Source organism: Serratia sp. GW822-FHT06D09 (genome assembly GCF_058799515.1).
Genome location: NZ_JBXALO010000002.1, coordinates 766,922 through 793,179, shown reverse-complemented (window position 1 = coordinate 793,179; position 26,258 = coordinate 766,922). Strand labels below are relative to the sequence as shown.

Annotated in this window: 22 protein-coding genes; 12 read left to right on the top strand and 10 right to left on the bottom strand. The window is 55.0% G+C overall.

Going from position 1 to position 26,258, the window contains the following annotated elements; translation table 11 throughout:
- Positions 1-24: 24 nt before the first annotated feature.
- On the bottom strand, positions 25-1,005 hold the full coding sequence (ebgR, locus tag AC1RKG_RS07560; RefSeq protein ID WP_048760622.1) for a transcriptional regulator EbgR: 981 nt from the start codon (positions 1,003-1,005) through the stop codon (positions 25-27).
- A gap of 427 nt (positions 1,006-1,432) precedes the next feature.
- On the opposite strand from ebgR, the gene ygjJ reads away from it, so the two are divergent.
- Positions 1,433-2,455 (top strand): protein YgjJ, encoded by a 1,023-nt coding sequence (gene ygjJ / locus AC1RKG_RS07555; RefSeq protein ID WP_493182580.1) that lies wholly within the window; start codon positions 1,433-1,435, stop codon positions 2,453-2,455.
- Positions 2,456-2,473: 18 nt separating this feature from the next.
- On the top strand, positions 2,474-4,852 hold the full coding sequence (gene ygjK, locus AC1RKG_RS07550) for an alpha-glucosidase (RefSeq protein WP_493182541.1): 2,379 nt from the start codon (positions 2,474-2,476) through the stop codon (positions 4,850-4,852).
- Between the two features lie 49 nt (positions 4,853-4,901).
- On the opposite strand, the gene AC1RKG_RS07545 is transcribed toward ygjK, so the two are convergent.
- The gene (locus tag AC1RKG_RS07545; protein ID WP_046373839.1) at positions 4,902-5,327 is read right to left on the bottom strand and encodes a universal stress protein; all 426 of its coding nucleotides are present in this window, start codon (positions 5,325-5,327) and stop codon (positions 4,902-4,904) included.
- Between the two features lie 171 nt (positions 5,328-5,498).
- Positions 5,499-6,896 carry a cytochrome-c peroxidase gene (locus AC1RKG_RS07540; protein ID WP_493182540.1) on the bottom strand — a complete coding sequence of 466 codons (1,398 nt, stop codon included), beginning with the start codon at positions 6,894-6,896 and terminating at the stop codon, positions 5,499-5,501.
- 480 nt (positions 6,897-7,376) lie between these two features.
- On the opposite strand from AC1RKG_RS07540, the gene AC1RKG_RS07535 reads away from it, so the two are divergent.
- Together AC1RKG_RS07535 and AC1RKG_RS07530 are read left to right on the top strand one after the other, a co-directional pair.
- Positions 7,377-7,643 (top strand): DUF2024 family protein, encoded by a 267-nt coding sequence (locus AC1RKG_RS07535; RefSeq protein WP_020826410.1) that lies wholly within the window; start codon positions 7,377-7,379, stop codon positions 7,641-7,643.
- On the top strand, positions 7,640-7,894 hold the full coding sequence (locus AC1RKG_RS07530; RefSeq protein ID WP_020826409.1) for a Rho-binding antiterminator: 255 nt from the start codon (positions 7,640-7,642) through the stop codon (positions 7,892-7,894). The genes AC1RKG_RS07535 and AC1RKG_RS07530 overlap by 4 nt, the downstream gene beginning before the upstream one ends.
- A gap of 30 nt (positions 7,895-7,924) precedes the next feature.
- On the opposite strand, the gene AC1RKG_RS07525 is transcribed toward AC1RKG_RS07530, so the two are convergent.
- Positions 7,925-8,443, bottom strand: a complete 519-nt coding sequence (locus tag AC1RKG_RS07525) for a hypothetical protein (RefSeq protein WP_116690723.1) — start codon at positions 8,441-8,443, stop codon at positions 7,925-7,927.
- Between the two features lie 117 nt (positions 8,444-8,560).
- Positions 8,561-9,382 (bottom strand): carbon-nitrogen hydrolase family protein, encoded by an 822-nt coding sequence (locus tag AC1RKG_RS07520; protein ID WP_122078642.1) that lies wholly within the window; start codon positions 9,380-9,382, stop codon positions 8,561-8,563.
- Positions 9,383-9,468: 86 nt separating this feature from the next.
- Here AC1RKG_RS07520 and AC1RKG_RS07515 point away from each other — a divergent pair, with 86 nt between their 5' ends.
- The 6 genes from AC1RKG_RS07515 (at position 9,469) to lhgO (ending at position 16,287) form a co-directional block, all read left to right on the top strand.
- A complete protein-coding gene (locus tag AC1RKG_RS07515) occupies positions 9,469-10,248 on the top strand; it encodes a helix-turn-helix transcriptional regulator (RefSeq protein ID WP_493182538.1) in 780 nt (259 codons plus the stop codon).
- A 130-nt stretch (positions 10,249-10,378) separates the two neighbouring features.
- Positions 10,379-11,194 (top strand): methionine ABC transporter substrate-binding lipoprotein MetQ, encoded by an 816-nt coding sequence (gene metQ, locus AC1RKG_RS07510; RefSeq protein WP_046373843.1) that lies wholly within the window; start codon positions 10,379-10,381, stop codon positions 11,192-11,194.
- A 191-nt stretch (positions 11,195-11,385) separates the two neighbouring features.
- On the top strand, positions 11,386-12,420 hold the full coding sequence (locus AC1RKG_RS07505) for a TAXI family TRAP transporter solute-binding subunit (protein WP_116690726.1): 1,035 nt from the start codon (positions 11,386-11,388) through the stop codon (positions 12,418-12,420).
- A 9-nt stretch (positions 12,421-12,429) separates the two neighbouring features.
- Positions 12,430-14,388, top strand: coding sequence for a TRAP transporter permease (locus AC1RKG_RS07500; protein ID WP_493182536.1), 1,959 nt, complete (start codon positions 12,430-12,432; stop codon positions 14,386-14,388).
- Complete coding sequence (locus AC1RKG_RS07495; protein ID WP_129983018.1) at positions 14,378-15,094, top strand: FadR/GntR family transcriptional regulator; 717 nt, start codon at positions 14,378-14,380, stop codon at positions 15,092-15,094. Before AC1RKG_RS07500 ends, AC1RKG_RS07495 begins: the two co-directional genes overlap by 11 nt.
- Before the next feature lie 2 nt (positions 15,095-15,096).
- Entirely contained in the window at positions 15,097-16,287 is a 1,191-nt protein-coding gene (gene lhgO / locus AC1RKG_RS07490) for an L-2-hydroxyglutarate oxidase (RefSeq protein ID WP_493182534.1), read from the top strand.
- A 91-nt stretch (positions 16,288-16,378) separates the two neighbouring features.
- Here the strand turns inward: lhgO and AC1RKG_RS07485 are convergent, their stop codons facing one another.
- The 5 genes from AC1RKG_RS07485 to AC1RKG_RS07465 form a co-directional block, all read right to left on the bottom strand.
- Positions 16,379-18,472, bottom strand: coding sequence for a right-handed parallel beta-helix repeat-containing protein (locus AC1RKG_RS07485; RefSeq protein ID WP_217331085.1), 2,094 nt, complete (start codon positions 18,470-18,472; stop codon positions 16,379-16,381).
- Positions 18,473-18,616: 144 nt separating this feature from the next.
- The gene (locus AC1RKG_RS07480; RefSeq protein ID WP_020826400.1) at positions 18,617-19,534 is read right to left on the bottom strand and encodes a sugar ABC transporter substrate-binding protein; all 918 of its coding nucleotides are present in this window, start codon (positions 19,532-19,534) and stop codon (positions 18,617-18,619) included.
- A gap of 63 nt (positions 19,535-19,597) precedes the next feature.
- Positions 19,598-20,626 carry an ABC transporter permease gene (locus AC1RKG_RS07475; protein ID WP_020826399.1) on the bottom strand — a complete coding sequence of 343 codons (1,029 nt, stop codon included), beginning with the start codon at positions 20,624-20,626 and terminating at the stop codon, positions 19,598-19,600.
- 17 nt (positions 20,627-20,643) lie between these two features.
- Complete coding sequence (locus AC1RKG_RS07470) at positions 20,644-22,128, bottom strand: sugar ABC transporter ATP-binding protein (protein ID WP_020826398.1); 1,485 nt, start codon at positions 22,126-22,128, stop codon at positions 20,644-20,646.
- 97 nt (positions 22,129-22,225) lie between these two features.
- A complete protein-coding gene (locus AC1RKG_RS07465) occupies positions 22,226-23,155 on the bottom strand; it encodes a sugar ABC transporter substrate-binding protein (protein ID WP_020826397.1) in 930 nt (309 codons plus the stop codon).
- A 535-nt stretch (positions 23,156-23,690) separates the two neighbouring features.
- On the opposite strand from AC1RKG_RS07465, the gene AC1RKG_RS07460 reads away from it, so the two are divergent.
- On the top strand, positions 23,691-24,533 hold the full coding sequence (locus AC1RKG_RS07460; protein ID WP_493182532.1) for a class I fructose-bisphosphate aldolase: 843 nt from the start codon (positions 23,691-23,693) through the stop codon (positions 24,531-24,533).
- 122 nt (positions 24,534-24,655) lie between these two features.
- Complete coding sequence (locus AC1RKG_RS07455) at positions 24,656-26,257, top strand: sensor histidine kinase (RefSeq protein WP_493182531.1); 1,602 nt, start codon at positions 24,656-24,658, stop codon at positions 26,255-26,257.
- The last annotated feature ends 1 nt before the right edge of the window (position 26,258 follow it).

Sequence of the window (26,258 nt, the reverse complement as noted above, 5' to 3'; positions counted from 1 at the left end):
CGGCATAGGGCACAGGGGACCTTTTCAGGCAACGGTGGTATCGCGCAACTGAAGCGAGCTGGGAACAAAGATCGATAATGGAATGGTCCGTTCGTCACGAATACGCTCAGTCAACAGATTGACGGCCTGAGCGCCCATGGTTTCGGAGGGTATGCGAACGGTTGATAATGCGGGGAAAATAAAGCGTGCCGTGGGGATATCGTTCACGCTGATCAGCGCAATCTGGCCAGGAACCTGAACCGAATGCTCGTGCAAGGCACGCAGTACCCCGATGGCGATAGAGTCGGTCGCGACCAACAGAGCTGGCGGATAACCGCCCTTTTTCTCCAGCATTTGCCTGGCACACTGGTAGCCCGCCTGGCTGCTGAAGTCGCCGGTGTAAATATCCTGCGGCCGCACCACGTTTTTCAAGCGGCCGTATTCCACAAAGGCTTGCTCACGCTGATCGGCCAGCGCCGGATCGTCACGTCCGCCGATAAACCCAATGCGCGAGTAACCGCATTCGATGAAATAGTCGATCACCTTCTGGCTGATCTTGGTCAGATCGACATTAACACAGTCGAACTGCGGATCGTCGATGACACCGTCCACGAACACCACCGGCACTCGCTGCTGGCTTAGCTGTTCGTAAAGCGCAGGCTGCGGCCGGCCAATGACCAGCAGCGCGTCAGCCGCAGGCAAGGGTTTTTCACCGTTGAAGTCGTAGCAGGCCACCAGCGAAACATCCAACTTTTCGCATTGAGTTTCAATGCCATAGCGCATCGCCAAATAGTAGGGGTCGTTAATCTCTATAGCTTGTTTATAGGTGAAAAGCGCGGCGAAAGTCAGCCGATGCCCGCTGTGACGTTTTGAGGGCTGGACTTTGTATTCGAGACGCTCCGCCGCTTCCAGGATTTTTTGCCGGGTTTGCGCCTTCACGCTCAGCGTGGGGTCGTCATTCAGCACCCGCGAAACGGTAGCGACAGACACGTTTGCAGCTTCTGCGATTTCTTTCAGTGTGGCCATAGAGTCTCAACGAATAGACAAAAACGCTAGCTTACCGGGACAGCTCAACGAGGTATACGCCTCGATACTCTCCCCCCTTTAAACCGCCAGAAACGTCCTTTTACCTCCAGCGCGGCGGTAGCTGGTGCTATGCGTAGCTCTGCGGTTCGCAACGCCCGTAGCGAAGATACCCATTTCACCCTTTGTGATCAAGTTAACGATTTACTGATTTTCCAGTATTTTTTACTAAAACATTTACTAATATATTCTCCGTTTACCGCCGCTATGCGACGGTATTTTTATCTCCTCCCAGGGAATGGGGCCGGCCCACATGGCGTTAACGGTTCGAGTTGGCGGGTCCCCCCGCAGGCTCGCCATTGACCCAAACCCAATGCGTGTCCAGATGAAAATTAAATCCAATAATAAAATATTGCCCACGTTACTGCTGATGTTGCCGCTGCCGCTGTTAGCTCAGGAATCCGTGGTGCCGGCGGAACATAACGTTCTGCCGCTCCCCGAACTGACAAATACCGGCCCGACCGCCCTGCGCTTTTACGGCGAGTTGGGTATCGGCGGCAGCGTCTATTTAAACGGGGAGCACCAACACAAATACAGCGATGGCACCTATATCGAAGGCGGACTGGAGATCAAGCACGGCCACTGGTTCGGCCTGCTCTACGGCGAAGGCTGGACGGTACAGGCCGACCATCAGGGTAATGCCTGGACACCGGACCACAGTTGGGGCGGGTTTGAGGGCGGCATCAACCGCTTTTACGCTGGATACCGCACCGATGACGGCACCGAAATGATGCTTAGCCTGCGTAATGATTCTTCGCTGGACGATCTGCAGTGGTGGGCAGACTTTACCCCGGAATACGGTTATGTGATCCCCAATACCCGCGATCTCACCTATGCAGCCAAGCTGCAGAACCTGACCGGTAAATTCCGCTACAGCCTGACTGCCGCGCCAGAAAGTCGCATCGACGAGAGCAAGGCGCTGTTGCACTTTGGCAAATATGACCGCTATTCGGATAAGTACCGCTACCGGGCTATGGTCAACGGCTATACGCAATACGATCTGCAGGAAGGCCTGACGTTATTAAACGGTCTGGAAATCACCGACGGCATGGGACAACTCTATTTGCTGGGGCTGAAAGGGAAAAATCTGGCCGGCCGGGTCTGGCAGCACACCGGCAAGGGGGACGGCAATCACCCGGGCTCGGAGTCGGGCCTGATGCTGAGCGCCATGGTTGAGGCCGCCAAGGGACTGTATTTCTCGACGGCCTACAGCTACGCCCGCCACCGGCTGGACAATGCGCCGGACACCGCGACCTCTTACGCGCAGGTCGGTATCTGGTACGAATATGGCGGCGGCAGGCTGGCCACCGCGTTGGACAGCAAATTTTATATGACCAACGACAGCACCGACGCCAGCAACTCGGTGTTTCTGATGCAGTATTTTTATTGGTAACGCATAAAGGCAAACATAATGAAGATGATTAATAAACTGCCGTCTCTGGCCCTGGCTATCTCCGCGGCCCTGACGATACCAGGCTGCATCTCTCACCCGGGTAACGAAAGCCCCCTGCGGGCGGAAGCCTATAAAAACGTGATTAATCGCAGCGGTGCCCCACACTACATGCTCGATTACGATTTCGATGAACACCAACGCTTTAATCCGTTTTTTGATCTTGGCGCCTGGCATGGTCATTTGCTGCCAAACGGCCCGGAAGGCATGGGCGGCTTCCCGGGTCCGGCGTTGCTCACCGAAGAATACATTAACTTTATGGCCAATAACTTCGACCGGCTCAGCCTGTATAAAAACGGGGAGAAAGTCCGCTTCAGCATGACCGCCTACAGCATCCCCGGCGCGCTGATCCAGCGGCTTACCGCCCCAGGGATCACGGTTAAACTGACGCTGCGATTCGCTACTGCCCGCACTTCACTGCTCGAAACCCAAATCACTAGCGATACGCCGCTGGAACTGGTGTGGGATGGCGAACTGTTGGAAAAATACTATGCCAAACAACAAAAACCACAGTCCCCGCCAACCATCGAGCAGGCATTCCCCGACTATACGCGGCAGCTGTTGCCGACCAGGGACGGCCTGCGGGTTACCTTCGGCAGGGTGCGCGCGGCTTCACAACTGATGACCTCCGGCGAGTCCGAATACCAAATTCATAAATCGCTGCCGCAGCAAACGACGGTCAATGGCCATAGTTTTATCGCCAAAGCCACGATTTCCGGCTCCACCACCTTCTATACCACCTACTCTCACCTGCTCACCGCCGCAGAAGTCCAGCAGGAACAAAGCAAGATTGCTTCGATCCTCGCCGATCCCCAGCGCTACATGAGCGCATCGGCGCAGCGTTGGGAAAATTATCTCGACCAGGGGCTGTCGAATCCGCATGCCACCCAGGCACAGGCACGCGTGGCGGTCAAAGCGATAGAAACCTTAAACGCCAACTGGCGCGGGGCCGCCGGTGCGATGAAATTTGATTCGGTGACGCCTTCTGTCACCGGGCGTTGGTTCTCCGGCAACCAGACCTGGCCCTGGGATACCTGGAAGCAGGCGTACGCAATGGCGCATTTTAATCCCAACGTCGCCAAGGATAATATCCGTGCGGTGTTCGCTTTCCAGATCCAGCCTGACGACCCGCTGCGCCCGTGGGATGCCGGCTTTATTCCCGATTTGATCGCCTATAACCCCAGCCCGGAACGCGGCGGCGATGGCAGCAACTGGAATGAACGCAATACCAAACCCAGCCTGGCGGCCTGGGCGGTGATGGAGGTGTACAACACCACCGGCGATAAACAGTGGCTGGCCGAGATGTATCCGAAGCTGGTCGCCTATCACGACTGGTGGTTGCGCAACCGGGACCATAACGGCAACGGGGTGCCAGAGTATGGCGCCACGCGCGACAAGGCACACAACACGCCGGACGGTCAGATGCTGTTTACCGTTAAACGCGGGCAGCATCAGCAAAAGCTTGCCGGGTTGAACAACTATAATCGGGTGGTACGTTCCGGGCGTTTCGACAGTATTGAAATCCCGGCTCAGGTCGCCGCGTCCTGGGAGTCGGGCCGTGACGACGCCGCCGCCTTTGGCTTTATCGACCCGGATCAGTTGGCCCGTTACCTGGCGCAGGGCGGTAAACGGCAGGACTGGCAGGTGAAGTTTGCTGAAAATCGTGCGGCGGACGGTACTCTGCTCGGCTATTCGCTGCTGCAGGAATCTGTCGATCAGGCCAGCTACATGTACAGCGACAACAGATACCTGGCCGAGATGGCCGATATTCTGGGCCACAATGCCGAGGCCGCTACCTTCCGCAGCAAGGCCGATAAACTGGCGAATTACATTAATAACTGCATGTTCGATAGCACCAGCGGTTTCTTCTACGACATCCGCATCGAGGATAAACCGCTGCCCAATGGCTGCGCCGGTTACCCCATCGTAGAGCGAGGTAAAGGGCCTGAAGGTTGGTCTCCACTATTTAATGGCGCCGCCAGCCAACAACATGCCGACGCAGTGGTTAAAGTGATGAAGGATCCGCGTGAATTCAACACCTACGTCCCTCTCGGTACGGCAGCGCTGACCAATCCGGCGTTCGGTGCCGATATTTACTGGCGGGGGCGAGTCTGGGTAGATCAGTTGTATTTCGGGCTTAAAGGCATGGAGAGCTACGGCTATCGCGCCGACGCTGTCGCCATGGCCCAGGCTTTCTTCAACCATGCCGACGGGCTGATGACCGACGGTCCCATCCGCGAGAACTACAACCCGCTGACCGGCATGCAACAGGGCGCGCCGAATTTCTCCTGGAGCGCGGCGCACCTCTACATGTTGTATAACGACTTTTTCACCCGCTAATCTGTCCGTCACCCTGCCAGAGTGAATACTGGCAGGGTTAATCAACTGGCTACTGTTTGATCGGGATGACCAGTACGTCGACATTCAATTGGTTGATGGCATGCTGGGTTGAGGAAAACAGCTTGTTCCACAGGTCATGGTGATGGCCAAAAACCACCAGGTCGACACTTTTATCCACCACGGCATTCTTCAACTCTTCGATAAAATCACCGTGGCCGATGATCACCTCATTGATCGGGTAATTCACATTCTGGGTCAGCGGCTCCAGCTCTTTCTTGATCTTCTCTTCAAAAGGTACGCCGTCGTAGCTTCGCTCAGAAAAACCAATCGCCGCATGGTAAGTATCGTAGTGGATATCCACGTAGATCAGAGAGAGCCTGGCCTGCAGCGCCGCGGCCAATCTCGCGCTTTTTTCCACCAGCCGTTTTCCGTCATCACTCAGGTCGGTGGCAATCATAATATGTTGATAGCACATAGCGCCTCCTGTCATTGATTCATAGAGACCCCGGTTTGCACGGCAACATTTCTGTTGTCCCGTTATGGATAATTTTAGTTCAGAAACCGGAGGGACGAACGGGCATCTTGCCGTTGGAACAGCCCCGTTACCGGGGCTGGAGATACCATGATGACGCGGGCCGTCAGCCCGTTATTTCTGGCTTTGGGTGTAAGGGGTATATACGCCCGTCAGGCTTTCGAGGAAGGCAACAATATCATCGACATCCTGCTGCGGCAGTTCGGTACCCACCTGATAGCGCAGCATCAGTTTGACCGCCTCATCCAGCGTGGCGACATCCCCGCGATGGAAGTAAGGCGCCGTCAGTGCCACATTGCGCAGGCCGGGCACCTTCTGCCGTAGCCTGTCGCGCGCTTCGCTGGTGACGTTCATGCGCCCGATATCCGCGGCGGTAATTTCCCCAAAATTGAAGTCGCGTTTCAGCCCCAAAGGCTCGAAGGAACGCCCACCAAGAATGGTTCCCCCGTGACAAGTGGCGCATTTGTTGTCCTTAAACAGTTGATAACCGTGTTTCTGCTGCATCGTCATGGCTTTGTCATCGCCGCGCAGCCAGTTATCGAAAGGTGAGTCCGGCGTGATTAAGGTTTTTTCAAATTCGGCGATGGCATCCGTAATGGTCTCACCGCTGAAGCCCTGCGGGTAGGCGGCGACAAAATCACGGGTTAGTACCGGATCCTTGTCCAGCTTGCCGATGATCTCCTCCCAGGATTTGGAAGCCATTTCGATAGGGTTGAGCGGCGGTCCACCGGCCTGTACCTGCAGCGTTGGCGCACGGCCATCCCAGAACTGCTCGCTGTTGAACACGGAGTTGAATACCGTTGGCGCATTTATCGGCCCTACCGCGCCGCCAACGCCAATCGACGTTTTTCTGCCGTCTACGCCTCCGGTATTGAGCGAATGGCAGTGGGCACAAGAGAGAGTGCTGTCTCCGGAAAGGCGCGGGTCGTGATACAGTCGGAAACCCAGCGCCACTTTCTGTGCGTCGACAGGCAATGCCTTGGGGATCGGCTGAATCGGCTCATTACGGTGTTCCGCGGCAGCCTCGTTACTGGCGTAGTAACGCGCGCGCTGCTGCGCTATCCAGCCAAGCAAGGTCTCGCGCTCTTGCTCATCCACCTGCCCCGCCCAGTGCAAGGCGACATACCGTGTCGGCGGCATGGTCTTATGCTGCATTACCCATTCAATCTTGTTCAGATCGCTTTGTGATACCGCTTTATCTTCGATCAGGCTGGCACGTACAGGTTCCAGGTTAAAAGACTGATACCCGAGGCGGATATCGTATTCCATCAGCTGTTTGGCAATGGGAAAGGAGGCATAGAAGGGAAGATCGGCAGAAGGTGTATGGCAATAATCGCAGCCCTTTTCTCTCAGCAATCCGAGAATCTGGTTATTCTTCTCCAGCGCAGATCGCGGTGCCTGACTGTACACCGTACGCTGAGTATCGTGATACCAAACATAGCCCGAAAGCCCCAGATAACATAAGACAATGCCGGTAAGGGACATCGCCGCAATACGGGTGACCTTTTTCATTTTCAATCCTTATAAGGTATTGCCCATCCAATAGACAGTCGCCCGGTAATAGTAGAGAGGAAGATGCGCTGCATAATTGATAACAATCAATGAATAACCCAGCCTGCGCCTATAGCTGTAATAGTGTTTGCCTATCAGCGTGCCGATATAAAGTCGGCGGCTAATTTCTTGAAGCATCCCGGCATTGAAATATCCCCAAGATTTCAAACGCCCCTTTATTTTCCAAACCCGGATAGTGCTTTGATTTTATAAAAAATTAATTCGGTAAACGTGACGCCAGAAATAAATCACCGGCTCTGCCCGCTCATTTTCATATTGAAACGCTTCTTTAGGGTTTATGCCCCTTTCCTTGTGCTCTGCTCTCAACCGGTCATTTTGGTTAAAAGCGCCGTTGACAGGATTTTCATCAAATGCGAGGATTATGGTGTCGAATCGACACCAATATCACATTCAGATAAACAAGCAAAAGGATAAATAACTATGTATATCAATGTTTTTGACACTCATGTACATACCAGGGATGGTCGCTATCTGCATTTCGACGTGTTCACCGACAGCAACGATCTGGCTCAGGCAAGACACTATGCGCAACAGTTCCTCAAACAGAACAACATTGAGGAGGACAATATCAGCCAAAGCAGCTGTGCATTCTGCCACAGCGAGTCCTCCAGCCCTGAGGTGGAGCAGGCTATTGGCCAAACGGGCTATTACATTTTTAAAATGCAGGGTTGCCAGGGGATGTCATGACAGCTTACCGGCCGATAGACTGCGAATTGCATGATTATTTGGAAATTGCCTGCCTCTACGGTTACCGGCTGAACGTTGAATTGGTTAACGGGCAGTGTTTCCAGGCAACGGCGTTAACCACCCAGACGCTGGAGAATGAGGGAGAGTTTATTTATTTCGATAATCAACGGGTTTGCCGCCTGGATCAGCTTTCGGCCATTACCCCGCAAGGGAGTCATGCCCTCTTCGGTCGCATCGCGCTGACGCAATGAGGGCAGGACAAGATAAGCCGATGGCAGGGGTCACCGCACGCGCTGGGCTTCGAACCACACGTTGCACACCGACAGGATCAGCGTGTTGGCATCTTTTACCAGCACGTTATCCCCCGGTACGCCGTCGGTACCCTGATCGGTAATGCCTTTGATTGTGGTATCGGCATGCTGGATCATCACCCGTTCAACCGCCGGCGTGCTGATGCCCAGCATCGGGAAGTCGATATAAGAACTGCTGCCGGAGTTGTCCTCAACAAACTCCTGTGCTTCCACCGTGCTGAGGGTTGCCCCCTCGCTTTTCAACTCGGTACCGTTCCAGGTGAAACTCCCTGCTTTATAACCGATCTTGCCGCCGATCAGGCCTTTCGCCTGCTGTTCATCCCAGCAACCCACGGTTTGGGTCGGCAGGATCTTGCTGATATGCCAGTTGCCCAATAACGTTTTCGGGATCGGTTCCGCCACGCTCTCCGCCGCCTGAACCTGAGCTGCTGATACGCAAGTCAAAACCACCAATGGCAGCAACGCCTTGCGCCACATGTTAAATCGCATTGTCTTTTCCTTTCGCTATTCGCGCCCCGGTTGGGCTTTCCGTCATCATAATAAGCAGGCGGATCCCCCGTCAAAACAAACTGTATACCAGGGCACAAACAGGATACGCCAGGCCGATTACCCCAGTGGCCACCCCCGGCGCCCCTCTTCCCCTTCAACCCACTGCGCTTCTCGCGCTAACGGTAAGCGCCGATCGTCCAGATAACGGTAGTGGCGGCGAGCCTGCTCTAGCAGGGTAAAATCCAATGTGGCCGACAGCGCCCCTGCTTCGCGGCCCAATCCGGCGACTTCGCGCCCCAGCGGATCGACAATCAGGCTTTCGCCGGCAAACTGCAATCCATCACCCTCACCGCAGCGGTTGGTCATGGCGACAAACATCTGGTTATCCTGCGCGCGGGCCAGCGCGGCATTGCGGTGCACCGGGCCATAGGGATCCATATTGCCATTCGTCACCAGCAGCAATTGGCAGCCCATAACGGCTAACGCCCGGGCATTTTCCGCGAACTCAAGATCGTAGCAAATCAGCAGCCCGATACGCGTTCCGCGCCAAACGCCGCACACTAACGTATCGCCGCGAAGAACGGTATTACGCTCATCCGGCCACAAATGGGTCTTGCGATAGTGCAGATAAATCCCCTGCTCCGGCGTGATCAGCACCGTACTGTTGAACACCCCCTTATCGGTGCGTTCAAGAAAGCCAATCACCAGCGCGACATCGTATTGGCGGCTGGCCTGAACCAGTTGCAACAACTCCGCGCCGTCGCTTTGCAGGGCATAATCGGTGTCACCCTGCGCCGCAGCGAAACCGGTGAGCTGGGTTTCCGGGAACAGGATAAGGTTGCCGCCCTTGGCGTAACGCTCAATGAATGCCAGGGCCTGCGCCAGGTTGTCGGCAACGCAGCCTTCACGACAGGGCAATTGGGCCAAGGTTATTTCCATTTTATCCTCCACGCGGAACACAGTAATAATAATGGTAGTATGCCCGAAACAGCCGTTCTGGCTATTCCATAACAGGGGTAACATCAGTGGGTAACAGCAGCCTTATTTCTCCCGAGACGCTGGCCTGGCATCGGGCATTCGGCCAACTGGTCGATAACCTCGACGGGGCGGATTTCTGGCTGAGCTGTGCGCGCCTGTTGAAGGGGCATATCCCGTTCGAAAACTGGGTGGCGCTGCTGTTTTCTCCCCAGCATCCACCACAGATCCTGGCTGCCAGCGACGAAAGCGACGGCAGTGACGAAGCGCTGTTTCACGATTACCAGAAAGGCCTCTATCTGCTCGATCCTTTCTACCTGGACGCCTGGGCGCGCCAACGCATCGGGCTGTTGCGCCTGGATGACGTCGCACCCGCCAATTTTGCGGCGACGGAATACTATCAACACTATTTCAACCATAACGTCGGCGGCGATGAGGTGCATTTCAACCTGCTGGTGGAGCCGCAGCGCATGCTTTGCCTGTCGTTGGGCGCCTCGCGGCGCTACAGCGATCGTCACCTCGGTATTCTGGCTCTGGTCGAAAGTTGGCTACTGCCATTGATGCGTCAGCGGATGCGTTTCGAAAACGCCAGCGATGATGGAGACAGCAACTTCTCACTGTCGTCGTTGCCCGGCGGCGCGCAATTGACGGAACGGGAAAACCAGGTCAGCCAACTGATGCTGGCAGGCTGTTCTACCAAGGAGATCTCCCGCCGCCTGCAGATTTCAATCGAGACGGTACGAGCGCATAAAAAGCACCTGTATTCGAAACTGGGCATCAACACGCAGTCCGAACTGTTTGCGCTGTTTTGGCGCAGCCGCGGAGCCTGAAATCCCTCATAGCAAATCGCTATTAATCATAGAGAATCAGTATTTTATTTTAGCCAGCCGATTATCTAGAGTCAGTGCCACTCTTCAGCCTGCAATAACCAGTAGGCTATTTTGACAAGGACTCTGGGAAATGACATTTACGCTGAAAAAACTCGCCGCAGCGCTGGCGGTAACAAGCAGCCTGCTGCTGACTGCCTGTGGACCGACCGAACAAGACAACCACCACATCAAAGTCGGCATCAGCTCCGGTATCGATCAGGCTATGTGGGCGACCGTACAGAAAATCGCCAAACAGAAATACGATCTGGATGTCGAAGTGGTGACCTTCAATGATTACGTGTTGCCCAACGAAGCGCTGAATAATGGCGATCTCGACATCAACTCCTTCCAGCACAAGCCTTATCTGGAAAAACAGATCCAGGAGCGCGGCTACAAACTGGTGGCGGTAGGTAATACTTTCGTTTATCCCATCGCCGGTTATTCCAAAAAAATCACGTCGCTCAGCCAACTGCCTGACGGTGCCCAGGTTGCGGTGCCCAATGACCCGACCAACCTCGGCCGTTCGCTGCTGCTGTTGCAAAAACAGGGGCTGATTGTGCTGAAAGAGGGCGTCGGGCTGCTGCCTACCTCATTGGATATCGTCAGTAATCCGAAGAAATTGAAAATCGTCGAGATTGAAGCGCCTCAGTTGCCGCGTGCGTTAGACGACAAACAGATCGCCCTGGCGATCATCAACACCAACTACTCCAGCCAAATTGGTCTGTCGCCCGCCAAGAACGGGCTGTTTGTCGAAGACAAAGATTCGCCTTACGTCAATGTTTTCGCCACTCGGGTGGATAACCAAAACAACGAAAACGTGAAGGATCTGATCAAGGCCTATCAGACCGATGAAGTTGCCGCCAGCGCCGCCGAAATCTACAAGGGCGATGCCGTTAAAGGTTGGTAATCTGCATTTCCCCCGTGGCAACCGTCACGGGGTTATCCCATCCTCCCTCACATTTCCCGCCATTTTTTGAACACTTTTCACCCACCTTGATCACAAATCAAACAATGCTTGTTAGGTGATAAAAGCTGCAATGTTGTATACAAGTTTGCGTAAATGTTTTCTATTTGTTTCAAAAACCTCGGGTGAAAATAATGAAAAATAGAAAAATCAAGCTGTTGCTGGCTGCGGGTGCTCTGGCTGCCGTCGCGGCGCTGGCGGTCGCCGGCAAGGTGGAGAATGCCGACAAGACCTTTCTTTCCGTAGCCACCGCCTCCACCGGCGGCACCTATTACCCGATGGGCGTCGGGCTGGCCAATGTCTGGAGCAACCGCCTGAAGCAGAACGGCATCCAGGTCAGCGGGCAATCCTCTGCGGGATCGATAGAGAATATCGATCTGCTGCAGAAAAACGAGGCGCAGCTGGCGATCCTGCAAAGCCTGATCGCCGTCGAAGCCTACCAGGGCGTACGCAATTTTGAAGGCCGCGCCTACGGCCATCTGCGTTCCATCTCGATGCTGTGGCCGAACGTAGAACACTTTGTGATGCTGGAAAACAAAGTCAAGGACGGCACCTTGAATGACATCGCCGGCAGCCGTTTCTCAGTTGGCCCACAGGCCAGCGGCACCGAGCAGTCCACGCTGATCATTTTGCAAGGGGTTAACCTGAGCAAGAAATCGCTGACGCCGGAATACCTGGGTTACGGCGACACCGTTTCAGCCATGCGCGACGGGCGACTCGACGGCGGCGCCCTGCCTGCCGGGGTACCGGCGGCAGCGGTAACCGACATGTTCGCCAGCGGCGTGCCCTCACGCATCCTCAACGTCACCGATGAACAGTTGGCCAACATCAACGCCATCGCCAATTCCTGGTTCCGTTTTGATATTAAAGCCGATACCTACCCACGGCAGAGTAAGGCGGTTTCCACTATCGCCCAGCCCAATATTTTGGTCGCGCTCAATGGCCTTGATGAAAAGCTGGTGTATGACCTGACCAAAACCCTGTTTGAAAACCTGCCGGAAGTGCATCAGGTCCACAGCGCCGCCAAATACATTTCGCTGGAGAATGCGCTGAAAGGCGTCTCTGTTCCGCTGCATATGGGCGCTTATAAATATTATCTCGAGGCCGGGGTCAGCGTGCCCGACTATCTGATCCCACCGGAAGCGGCAGCGCTTGCCGTCAATCGATAAGGAGGTCGTATGAGCACTAACAACCTGTCGCCGCAAAATGCCGTCGATCTGGACAAAGAAGCCGGGGCCGGTAGTCGCCCGCTGAGCGGTATCTATTTGCAGTTGGCCACGGTGCTGGCCATTGCGATTTCCGCTTACACCATTTATGCCAATGCACTGTCGAATACCCAGGAGTTTTATCGCAATACCACGTTTCTCAGCGGTATCTTAATCCTGGGCTTCATACTGTTTCCGGTATCACGCCGCCACTCCACCAGCAAATTCAACCGCTGGGACTACCTGTTCATTATCCTGACGCTGGTCAGCTACGGCTATTTCTACGCCAGCTATCTGGACTTGCACGTGGTGCGCAAAAGCATTCCCAATACGACCGACTACGTGATGGCGGTGATCGGCATCGGCGTGCTGTTTGAAGCCGCACGCCGCACCACGGGGTATTTCATTCCCGGGCTGGCGACCTTCGCTATCGTCTATGCACTGTTCGGCCAGTACTTTATGGGCATTTTCGGCCACGGCGGCTTCTCGTTCGAACGCCTGCTGTACCGACTGTTCATGACCAGCGAAGGGATCTTCGGCATCACCCTGTCCACCGCCTCCACCGCTATCGTGGTATTTATCCTGTTTGGCGCGTTCCTCAGCGTCAGCGGGGCCACGGCATTGTTCAACGATTTGGCGCTGGCGATGGCCGGTCGGCGTCGCGGCGGCCCGGCGCAGGTCGCGGTGATCTCCTCGGCGCTGACCGGCTCCCTGAGCGGCAGCGCGGTGGCTAACGTCGCCACCACCGGCACCTTCACCATCCCGCTGATGAAAAGCATCGGCCTGTCGTCCCGCTTTGCCGGTGCGGTTGAAGCCACCGCCTCCACCGGCGGAATGATCATGCCGCCGATCATGGGCGCCGCCGCCTTTATCATGGCCGGCTTCCTCGGCATTTCGTATACCACCATCGTGATCGCCGCCATTATTCCCGCATTGCTCTATTACGCGGCGCTGATTATTGCCATCGATCTGGAGGCTAAAAAGCAGGGTCTGAAAGGCATCAGCAAAGAAAATATTCCCAAAGTGAAAGCGGTGCTGAAGGCGCGCGGCCTGCTGTTGCTGCCGTTGATCATCGTTATCGGCACCCTGTTGTTGGGCAAAACGCCGATCTATGCCGGGTTCCTCGGCATTATTTCGATCATCGTCGCCAGTTGGATCACCCCCGATACCACCGTACGCATGACGCCGAAAAAAGTCGCCGAGGCGCTGAACGAAGCGGCTCGCGGTTCTATTCAGGTGACGGTAGCCTGCGCCGCCATCGGGGTGATCATCTGCGTGGTCACCATGACCGGTATCGGCTCCACGCTGGCGTTTAATATCGTCGCGATGACCAACAATACCCTGTGGATGATCCTGCTGGTGGTGATGCTGGTGTGTATCGTACTGAGTATGGGCCTGCCCTCTACCGCGCTGTATATCGTGGTGGCGGTTACCGTTTCGCCGATCCTGATCAAAGCCGGCGTGATGCCGCTGGCGGCGCACTTCTTTGTGTTCTGGTTTGGCGCCTTGTCCAACATCACGCCGCCGGTGGCGCTGGCCAGTTACACCGCCGCCAGCATCGCTCGCGCCGACCCGATGCAGACCTCGTGGGATGCCGTGCGCCTGGCGTTGCCGGGCTTTATCATCCCATTCATTCTGGTCTATAACCCGATGCTGCTGATGCAGGGCGACGACCTTAATGCGCTGTCGGTGATCCATATGGTGATCAGCGCATTGGTAGGGATTTATGCGCTGTCGATCGCCAGCGCCAATTTCTGGATGATGAAAACCCACTGGCTGGAGCGGATATTGTTTACCTTTGCGGCTATCCTGCTGATTAAACCGGGGCTGCTGACCGACTTGGGCGGCGCGGCGCTGATTGTTACTGCGGCGTCCGCGCATCTGTTGCGTTTCAGGCGGAGTCATCCGCAGAGGGCTGTAAATGATCAATAAGGTTACGCGCCAGAAAGCTTCTCATCAGGTCCTGGCGCAGTTGAAGGAAGGCATCAGTAACGGCACCTTCCCCGTCGGGGAAAAACTGCCGTCAGAGAACCTGCTGGCGGAGGCCTTTGGCGTCAGCCGGGTGCCCGTGCGTGAGGCGCTCGGCATTCTGGAGGTCAGCGGCATCATCTCCTCGCGGCAGGGGGGCGGCCATCGGGTGGAACAACATTCCCTGCTGAGCAAATACCAGCCGCTGGTGTTGGAAATAGCCGATCCGGGTGAAGTGGAAGCGCTGCTGGAAATGCGTGAGGTGATTGAGCAACAGGCGGCGAGTATGGCCGCCGAACGCCATACCGAGCAGGAACTGCGGGCGATTGAATTGGCCCTTAACGACTTTAAACGCTGCACCCTCGACGAAGGTTTGATTGGTCATCGAGAGGATTACCTGTTCCACCGCGCCATTATGCAGGCCTCGCACAACCCGTTTTTCGTGCAGATCCTGGATAACATGCACGAATTATATCTCGGCGTGCTGGTGTATTCACTCAGCAAGAACCTGGGCCGTCAGGCCGAACGCCAACGGGTGATCGACGAGCACCAACGGGTATTTATGGCAATCAAGGCTCGCGATCCGGCGGCAGCCACTGCCGCGATGCAAAACCATCTCAGCAACGTACGCGGCAAATTGCGCCGCCTGGACCATGAGGAGTTAGGATAACCATGCATGACGTGATCATTATCGGCGCAGGTCTGGTGGGGTTGGGCGTCGCAAACGCGCTGCAGGAAACGAACCCCATGCTGCGCATCCTGATCCTGGAAAAAGAAAATGGCCCGGCGGCCCACCAAAGTGGCCATAACAGCAACGTAGTGCATTCCGGCATTTACTACACTCCCGGCAGCCTGAAGGCACGGCTGGCAAAACTGGGCAACCAAAGCATGTTCGCCTTCTGCCGCGAGCATGACCTCTATCAGGAGCAATGTGGCAAAGTGATTGTGGCCACCCAATTGAAGGAGCTGGCTTTACTGGAGAATATCTACCAGCGCGGGCGACAGAACGGGCTGGCGGTCAGCCGATTGTCGCAGGCGCAGTTAAAGGAGCGTGAGCCGCACGTCAACGGTATTGAGGCACTGCTGGTGCCCGATGCCGGTATCGTCAACTACAGCCAGGTGGCGGCAAAGCTGGCGGAAGTGATCCAGCAACGCGGCGGCGAGATCCACTATGGACAACAGGTTGAGGGCATCGTTGAAAGCAGTGACGGCGTCAGCGTGCGCACCCCTCGCGCAGAATATCAGGGCAAGTGGCTGGTTAACTGCGCCGGTCTTTTCAGTGACCGCATCGCCGCCCTGGCCGGCTATCAGACCGGGATGAAGATCGTGCCGTTCCGGGGTGAATACTTTGTGCTGAACGACGAAAAAAACTATCTGGTGAACCACCTGATTTACCCGGTACCGAACCCGGATTTCCCTTTCCTCGGCGTGCATTTTACCCGTATGTACAACGGCAAGCGCGACGTTGGCCCCAATGCGGTGCTGGCATTCAAACGTGAAGGCTACCGCAAATGCGATTTCAGCCTGCAGGATCTGAGCGAGGTGCTTGGCTATCGAGGATTCTGGAAAATCGCCGGCAATTATCTTGGCGAAGGGCTGGCAGAAGTTCGACGCTCCCTGTCACGCAAACTGTTTACCGAAAACGCACGCCAGCTTATCCCCGAGCTGCAACCAGAAGATATCCGGCCCGGCCCGGCCGGTGTTCGCGCCCAGGCGCTGACCGCCGACGGCAAATTGGTGGATGATTTTCATTTTGTGAAGGGCCGCCGCTCGCTGCACGTCTGCAATGCGCCCTCCCCGGCGGCGACCGCCTCACTGGAGATCGGCCGCGAGATCGTGCGACAACATCTTGCTGCGCTTTGATAGACCAAACCCCTTGCGACAGACGAATATAGCCAGCAGCAACTAATACGCTGCTGGCTATATGATGACGCGGCAAACAGCGCCTAAAGGTTTAGACTGCGTTATTGCAGCGTGTAGTCAATATCAAGCCCGGGAGGGTTACCACAGTAGCCGTCGGATTGATCAACGTAAAAGTCACCGTACCTGCCTCACTGACACATACCGTACTTTTCACTCGTTTTGGATTCTGGTTGAACTTCACGCCATTAGCGACAAAGGTTGGCAGTACCGCCGCCAGTTGCGCATCAATATCCATGCTCGCCCCCGGTGCCAATGTCACATCCTGAGACGTCGACGAGACAACAATATCGACAAAATCCCCCGCTACCCAAGCCGAACTCTCCCCCACCGTAACGTAACTGTATTTACGCGCCAGTCCCGGCACGGCTCTAAAGTTATACACTTCGTCTCCAGCTCGAGCGTCAATATCCGTCGGGGTTTGACCATCATAACGAAATTCGCGACGTCCATAAGCCGATGAGTCCATCTGAATACGACGAATGCTGGCGGCACCAATTTCGAATTTGGTTACCGGAACAAAAGCGGTATCAAACACGTTTTTACCGATCAGGGTGTTGGGTCCAAAATCAGTCCCCATGAAATACAACCCGGCAAAAGAAGAGTTAAGTTGCACAATATTATCCGCAAACACGAAGCAGCCAGGATTAGACAGGCGGATGTGCCCCTGGTTGGTGTCGGTTACCCGGTTTCCAACAAAACTACCACCCGACCCTAATTTAATGTAATTGCTGCCAGAACCGGCATTGGTGAACGTCGATCCTTCAAAGATGTTACCGCTGGTCACGCACCCATTGGCAGAAAGCCCCACCTTGCAGTTGAGTACTCGATTACCGCTAATTGTAGCGTTGGTCGCGGAAATACCAGGAAACTCGGCCGTTGGACTGGTGCCACAAGTGTCCACCTGATTGTTGGCGATAAGCGCATACTGAACTTTAATGTCATTCAGCGTAGTGAAGCTGATGCCATTCTGAACCGTGTTTCGCACCGTGTTTCCAATACATTTACTGCGTTGGATCGGGTTCTTTTGCGGGTTATTACTGAGCTCACTGTCGACGATAATGCCGAAACGATCGATAACATCGACAAAGTTATCCGCCACCTCCCAATCTTCAATATTTGTGAATGCGATACCGTATGAGAGGTTGGTAAGCGAATTGCCCTGAACCAGCAAATTCTGGAAGAAAGTCGTTGAACCGCCATTCTCATCATTGAGGGTAATCCCACCGCCACGGTGCCCTTGGGCAGTATCTGGCGCACCAATAGCGTCGTACAGCCGATTATTGAGGATCTTGCCGTCAAAGCTCGGGGTCGAAGAGGTCTTCAGCAAAATGCCATCGCCGTTATGGTGATAAATTTCGTTATCTCTCAATACCCAGCGACGACTGCCACGCACCGCAATGCCTTCCTCACCCAGTTCATGGCACTTATTGCGATAAACCTCAAAACTTTCCGACTGCCTGATGCTGATGGCATCGGTGTGCATAAACAGATCGAGTTCGGACAATCGGAAACGCTGGCCACCATCAATAAATAACGCAGTGGCCTGTTTTGACCACAGGCGAGTCGGATCACTTCCTTTACGGGTTAACGTCAGACCGTTGATTACGAAATCGCTCTTATTAACAAACTGCACCATGGTTAAGTTGGTTTTATCACTATCCAGATAAAGCTGCCCACCGCCGACAATAGTGCTAAAACCCGGAGCATCTAGTGTCACAAAGGGGGTATTAGCATCGACATCAGCCAAACGGTAACGCCCCTCGAGGATCATTTTTTGCGGCGTCTGCGCGCTGGCAACGCTAGCGGCGTAACTGAACATGCGTTTTACCGCCAGGTAATCATTGTTGGTTCCATCTCCCACTGCGCCGAACATTTCCGGATTTAATACTGAATCTGCGTCAAGCTTCCGCATCCAACAATAGGGTGAACTTGCAGGTTGAGTAACGTAGATACAGCCATCAAGGGTAATTCCACTGGCCGGGATCGAAACAAATATGCCGCCCCCGAGGGTACTACGGATTTGTTTATTCAATCGCGCGGCATCGAAGGCAGCAACCTCCATCAAGGTGCCAGTCGGTGCCGTTTTTTGGGCCAGAGCAACGATATCTATGCAGGTGTCAGTCATGGTACATCTCCAGGTGACGGCATGATTGCCGCCAATTAACTGTATATAAATCCAGTTAATTGCAAAATCTGCCAAGCGCTGACACAACCGAACTGCAAAAAAAACACTGCCTAAGCAGTGTCCTTTCAATGTGGGTACAGTCTGTTACTTTGCCGCGTATTTTTGCATATTGGCCGGCGTGACCAGTTCAAACGGGATCCAATAATAGGGTTCCAGCTTTTCGCCCTTGATCATCCGCTGAGCCACGTCGACCGAGGCCTTGCCCTGGCCGACGGCGTCCTGGAAGACCGTGACCTGCATCTTGCCGGAAGACAATGCTTTCAGGCCGTCCGGGGTGGCGTCGATTCCGCCGATTAGCACTTTGTTGTCCTTTTTACCGGCCTGTTGCAATGCCATGATCGCGCCAATCGCCATCTCGTCGTTGTTGGCCGCGACGATATCAATGGACTCGCCGTTGGTTACCCAGTTCAGCATCAGATCCATACCCTCGCTGCGTGAGTAGTTGGCACTTTGCTTCTGCACCACTTTCATTTTCGGGTACTTCGCCACCACCTGCTCCACGTCTTTGGTGCGTTGCAGTGCACCGGCATCGGTCAGGTTACCGATCATGATGGCCACGTTGCCCTGATAATTCGCCAGGCGCGCCAGCTCTTCCATCTGCAAGGTGCCGGACTGCTTCTCGTCGGAGCCGACAAACACCACGCCGGACGGCAGCGTGCTGTCGCCCGGCGTACGATTCACATACACCAGCGGAATACCCGCCCTGGTCACCAACTTGGTGATCGCAGGCGTGCCCGCCGAGTTGACCGGGTCGACGATAATCGCGTCCACCCCGGCGCTGATAAAGCTCTGCACCTGATCGGTCTGGCGGCCAACGTCACCGCGGGCATCTTCGAACTGCACGGTAATACCGCGCGCCTTGGCCTCTTTGTCGATCGAATGGCGGATGATGGTGAGGAAATTCTGGTCAAAATAGGCCATCGACACGCCGATAGTTTCCGCCAGTACCGAGGTGGAACAGCTAAGCGCCGCCACCAGCACGATTCTTTTTAGGTATTTCATGGTGATTCCCCTGAGGTAAAAAAAAACCGCCGGGCAAGCCGCACCGGCGGAGATTTACGGCAATCAGTGTTTTTTGCGGTTACGGTGCATGTCGATAGACACCGCGGCGACGATAATCACGCCTTTGATAATGTCCTGAATATAGGAGTCCACGCCGATAAAGGTGAATCCGCTTTTAATCAGCCCGAGGATCACCGCACCGATCAGCGTGCCGGTAATGCGCCCAACGCCGCCCATCAGGCTGCTGCCGCCGATGACCGCGGCAGCAATCGCATCCAGCTCGTAGGACATCCCCATGCTCGACTGACCGCTGCTGACGCGCGCCGCCAGTACCACGCCCGCCAGTCCGGCCAGACCGCCGGCGATGGTATAGACCGTCACCAGGTATTTATTGACGTTGATACCGGAAACTCTGGCGGAGGTCATGTTGCCGCCGATGGCGTAGATGTATTTGCCGTAGCGGGTATGCTTCAACGCGATGTGGAAGATCACCGCAATCACCAGGAAGATGATCACCGGCATCGCGCCCTGGCCGATTGAAGTGAAGCCGTCGGACAAGAAGCTGACCGGGTTACCCTGGGTGTAATACTGCGCCAGGCCACGTGCCGACACCATCATGCCCAGAGTGGCGATAAACGGTGGAATGCCGGTACGGGTGATCAGGAAGCCGTTGATAAACCCACAAACAATACCTACCCCGATCCCTGCGCCGATCGGGATCGCCGCCGGCAGATCGAGGAGCGCTGGGTACATCGGCGAAATGCTGTCTGAAGTTTGCGCCAGGCTGGCCGCCACCACCGCCGTCAACGCAATCAGCGAGCCGGAAGAGAGATCGATACCGGTGGTGATAATGACCTGGGTCACGCCCACCGCGATGATGCCGATAATCGCTACCTGCAACACGATCAGCAGCAGCCGGTTAGGGTTCATCAGGAATGACTGGTCGCGGATGTACCAGCCGAGGATTTCAAAGACCAGCGCGATGCCGATCATCACGATAAAGATGCCGGTATCTTTCGGCATTTTGCCGCTCAGGCCAGAGAACAGGGGCGCTTTACCCGCAAGCGGCTTCTCAATTTTTACATTACTCATGGTGGTTCACCTTTGCGTTATTCAGAGGCCAGCGCCAGGATTTTTTCCTGATCCGCTTCTTCTTTATCCAAAATGCCGGTAATACGGCCGCCGTGCATCACCATCACCCGGTCGCTCATGCCGAGAATTTCCGGTAATTCCGATGACACCAAAATAATGGCGACGCCGCGGTTCGCCAGCTCGCTGATCAGGCGATAGATCTCCGCCTTGGCCCCGACGTCGATGCCACGCGTTGGCTCATCGAGGATCAATATTTTGGGCTGGGCCAGCAGCCAGCGGGCAATAAGCACCTTCTGCTGATTACCGCCGCTGAGGTTATTGATGATTTGGTCCATGGTCGGGGTTTTGATGTTGAGCTTTTTGATCTGCTCCATGCAGTCTTTGGCCATTTGCACATGGCTGACAAACCCGTTCTTGCCGATGTACTCCGACAGGTTGACGATGCTCATGTTCTCAACCACCGACAGCACCAAAAACAGCCCGGATTTTTTGCGATCTTCGGTGAGAAACGCCAGGCCGAGTTCAATAGCTTTTGAGGGCGAATCGACCTTTGCCGCTTTGCCTTCGATAAAAATGCTGCCACCGTCCGCCGGGTGCATTCCGAACAGGCTTTCCATTACTTCGCTGCGGCCGGCCCCCACCAGCCCGGCAACACCGAGGATCTCGCCGCGTTTCACGCTGAACGAGACATCGTGGAACCAGTCCGAACGCCGCAGTCCTTCCACCCGCAGCACTTCCTCGCCGATATTGTTGTTGAATTTAGGGAACATCTGGGTCAGTTCGCGCCCTACCATCATGGTGATCAGCGACTGTTTGGTCAGGTTTTCGGTTTTATCGCTGGCAATAAAGGTGCCGTCGCGGAAGATGCTCACCTCGTCGGTGATGGCAAAAATCTCGTCCATCTTGTGGCTGATGTAGATAATGCCTTTGCCCTGCTCACGCAGCTCACGAATGATGGCAAACAGATGCACCACCTCGCCTTCGGTCAGGGCCGAGGTGGGTTCGTCCATGATCAGGACGTCCGCGTTGTAGGACACCGCCTTGGCGATCTCCACCATTTGTTGGCTGGCGATACTCAGTTCACCCACCAGCGTTTCCGGCTTGAGTTTGATGTTCAGCCGCGCCAGCAGCTCGCGGGTTTTCTTGTTCAGTTGGTCATGGTTTACGAAGCCCAGCTTCGCCGGCTCACGCCCCAGCCAGATATTTTCCGCCACCGTCATATAAGGCACCAGGTTGAGTTCCTGGTGAATCATGGAAATGCCCGAATGCAGCGCCTGCAGCGTGTCGCTGAAGGTCACCGGTTGGCCTTTTATTTTAATGGTGCCTTCATCGGGGTGATAAATACCGATTAAACATTTCATCAGCGTGGATTTTCCCGCGCCGTTTTCACCCATTAAAGCGTGCACGCTGCCTGGTTTGATTTTAATTGAGACCTTATCCAGCGCCTTCACGCCGGGAAACTGCTTACTGATGCCTTCAGCCTCAAGAACATAAGGATACATACTGATAACCTCCGCCGTTCGTCAATGCATCCCTGCCGTATTTACCGTCGAGTGTCGGATAAATACGGCAATGGATATAACCGCGCTGCTTTAACGCTTATTTTCTGTTCTTGTCGGCAAATTCCTGATAATTGGCCTTGGTGATCAGCTGATAAGGGATCAGGACGTTGCTTTCCACCTTCTCGCCTTTAACCAGCTGAATGGCAGTTTGCACCGCGCCTTCGCCCTGGCCTTTAGCATCCTGGAATACGCTCAATGCCAGATCGCCCTTCTTGATGAATTCCAGCGCATCCGGAGTCCCATCCACGCCGGCCACCAGCACGCCGCTCTTCTTCGCCTGTTTCAGCGCCAGGATCGCACCAATGGCCATTTCGTCATTGTTGGAGGCGATGGCATCAATCTGCTGACCGGTCAGCACCCAGTCGGTGGTAATGTCGACGGCTTCTTTGCGGCCCCACTTGGCGGTTTGCTTGTCGAGAATTTTGATGCCGGGATACTTGGCCGCCACCTCTTCCACGCCGCGGGTGCGGTCGCGGGTCGCTTCATTGGACAGTTCGCCCATCAGGATCATCACGTTGCCCTTGCCGTTCATCAGCTTGGCCAACTCTTCCATCTGCAGCTTACCGGCCAGTTTGGAATCTGAGCCTACGTAGGCCATGCCCGCAGGCAGCGTCACTTCCGGACGGCGGTTAACGAACACCAGCGGGATCTTGGCGCTTTCCGCCAGTTTGATCATCGGCTTCACGCCCTGGGTATCGACCGGGTTGAGGATAATGGCGTCAACGCCCTGGCTGACGAAGTTCTCAATCTGTTGGATCTGCTGGGCGATGTCCCCTTTGGCATCTTCAAATTGCCCGCTGACGTTGCCGTCCTGTTTCATTTTGCTCTGCATGGACTGGCGTAGGATGGTGAGGAAATTGTCATCGAAATAAGCCATTGAAACGCCGATTTTGATGTCTTTTGCCAATACGCTGGCCGGCAACATGCACATCAATACCGAGGTGACGATCAGTTTCTTCAGCTTCATGTTCTGTACCCTTTAATCGTTAGAGTGAAGAGGCCTGTTGATTTGACAGCTAATGAAAAATATTTTTTACATTCAAACAACAATCCGGTCGGTGATATCCCTTTGATACGGCAGATTTACCGCTTTTTTTCCGTCTTCTGGCAGTGTGTGAAATTTTGATCAATGTCTCAAAATAGATTAAAAACAATCAATTGAAATAAAACCCTTGCCTAACTCGTTACGTCATATCGTAACTTTCAAATGTTTATTTCAAAATTGAGATTATTGAAACTTTTTAACCCAAACAAGCGAAACATGCGTTTTGGAATAACCAAGTAACAAAAACATGACACGGATCTAACAAATGGCGCAAAAGCCATCAGCGTACGCGTTCCTTTAGTGCGTTCAGCGACGAGAAACGATCTGCCGTGATGAAAAAACGCGAGGGGTTCTCTCAGTAAATATGCGAGCGAGCGCGCAGTTTGTGGATCCACGGTTTCATCCCGCGGTTTACTCGACAATACTGAATGGACATGTGTTTTCAGGAGGATCTGACATGCAGCTCAGCAGTAAGGTACGGATGAACCGGCTATTCAATAACGGCAAGTGCCTCGACGTGGCGATTGATCACGGCATTGCCAATGAACCGGATTTTTTAATCGGTCTGGAAGATATTGAACGGGTCATGAATAGCCTGATCGTCGCCCGCCCCGACGCCATTCAGGTGAACTACGGCCAGGCGGATTTGCTGCAATGCTCGACGCAACGCGATAAACCGGCCTTGGTGATGCGTACCGACGTCGGCAACGCTTATAACGCTGCGCGTCACCGTGAAATGTGGGCGGTGTTGCATAATCCGGAAGCGCCGATCCTCGCCGCGTTGCAGATGGATGCCGCGGCCGTGGTGGTGAATCTGTACCTGATCCCCGATGAACCGGGCATTTTCCGCCAGTGCGTGGAAAACATCGGCCTCCTGCGCCATGCCTGCGATCGCTATGGCATGCCGCTGATGGTCGAACCGCTGGTTATGGCGCCGGCCGGTCAAGGGTCGGCTTACGGCTCATTGGGCGACGTCGAAAAAATGGTGCCGCTGGTGCGCTTGGCGCGTGAACTGGGCGCCGACATCATCAAAGCCGACCCTACCGAACGGGTGGAAGACTTCCACCGCGTCGTTGAAGCGGCGCGTTGCCCAACGCTGGTCCGCGGCGGCGGTAAAGGTGAACTGGGCGCGGTGCTGGAGAAATCTGCGGGGCTGATGGCACAGGGCGCATCCGGCATGGTGTACGGCCGCAATGTGTATCAACACGATAATCCGTCAAAAGTGGTGCGCGCGCTGATGGCGATCATCCATCAGGGGGCCAGCGGCCAACAAGGGCTGGAAATCTATCATCAACCCTGATCCCGGCTTTTGTAATTAAAATAATCCCTCCCCCGGCGGCAGCATGTTATAACCTGCTGCCGGACGCTGCCCCGCGCCCCATTCCCCGCTAAAATCCTGATACGCCCATTCGGAGAACCGCCATGCCCAAACAACGGATACCGCTGAAACTCAGCACCACCCTCACGCTGATGGTGTCTGCCATTATTGCTTCGGTGCTGCTGGTGGTGTACGCGCTGTTTTTTGTGCAGATGAGTCACGAGGGGCAAGATCAGCAGCGCCAAAAGGCGATGGCAATTGCCGAAACGGTGGCGCTTTCCGGTAACGTCGTTGACGGCCTGCAGCGGGAAGATCACAGTGGCGCGATCCAGCGCTTCGCCGAGCAGGTGCGACATCAAAACGAGCTGCTGTTCGTCACCGTGGTGGACATGAAAGGCATCCGCTACTCGCACCCTAAACCCTGGCTGATCGGCAAGCATTTTATCGGCGACGATTTAGAACCGGCCCTGCACGGGAAAACCAACAGCGCCATCAACCGTGGCGCGCTGGCGCCTTCACTGCGCGTCTTTGCACCGGTCTACGACAGCGAGCGCCGACAGATAGGGGTAGTGGCGCTGGGCATCGCTCTCGATACCGTCCACCGGGTGGTGGCCGAAAGCCGCTGGATTATCTATTTAACCCTCGCGTTCGCCGCGCTGGTCGGCACGCTGGGTACCTTCTTCCTGGTGAAAGCGCTTAAGCGCATCATGCTCGGTTTTGAACCCTACGAAATCTCCAACCTGTTTGAACAGCGCAACGCCATGCTGCAATCGATTAAAGAAGGCGTCATCGCGGTCGATAACCAGTCACGTATCACCATTGTTAACGACGAGGCGAAACGCCTGCTGCGCCAAAGTGGCCCCTTCGAAAATCTGCTGCTGGAGTCCGCCAGTAAGTACTGGCCGGCCCAACTGCATCTGGCGGAAGTTTTGGCCAGCGGCAAACCGTTACGCGACCAGCAGATCAGTTTTAACGGCAGCGAGCTTTTGACCAATACCGTGCCGGTGATCGTCAAGGGCCAGGTGATTGGCGCCATCGCCACCTTCCGCGATAAAACCGAAATCAGCCAGTTGGTGCAGCGCCTGAGCGGTATGGCCCACTACGCCGACGCATTGCGCGTACAGTCGCACGAGTTTATGAACAAACTGCACGTAATCCTCGGCATGCTGCATATGAAGGCTTACCAGCAGTTGGAAAACTACATCATCAACACTGCCAGTAACTACCAGGAAGAGATCGGCGCGCTGCTACGCAAAATACAGTCGCCAGAGGTCGCCGGCTTCTTTATCGGCAAAATCAGCCGCGCCCATGAGGCCGGCATTGAGCTGACCATCGATGAGACCAGCCTGCTGCCGGAAACCGACGACGCGGAAACCACCCATGTGCTGATCAGCGTGCTGGGCAACCTGATTGAAAACGCCATTGACGCCATCGACGGCGTTGAGGGACACGAGATCAACCTGAGCTTTCATCACAATGAGAATCACTTACACTGTATAATCAGCGACGACGGCCCCGGCATCGCTCCGGCTCTCGGCGCCCGTATCTTTGAGCAGGGTGTGTCCACCAAAGGGCAGGGACGCGGTATCGGCCTGGCGTTGATCCGCAGCAGCCTGGAAAAACTGGGCGGCAGCATTGATTTTGAATCTGAACCGGGTGTACTGACCCAGTTCTTTGTCCATATTCCCTATCAGGCCAAGGGCTGAC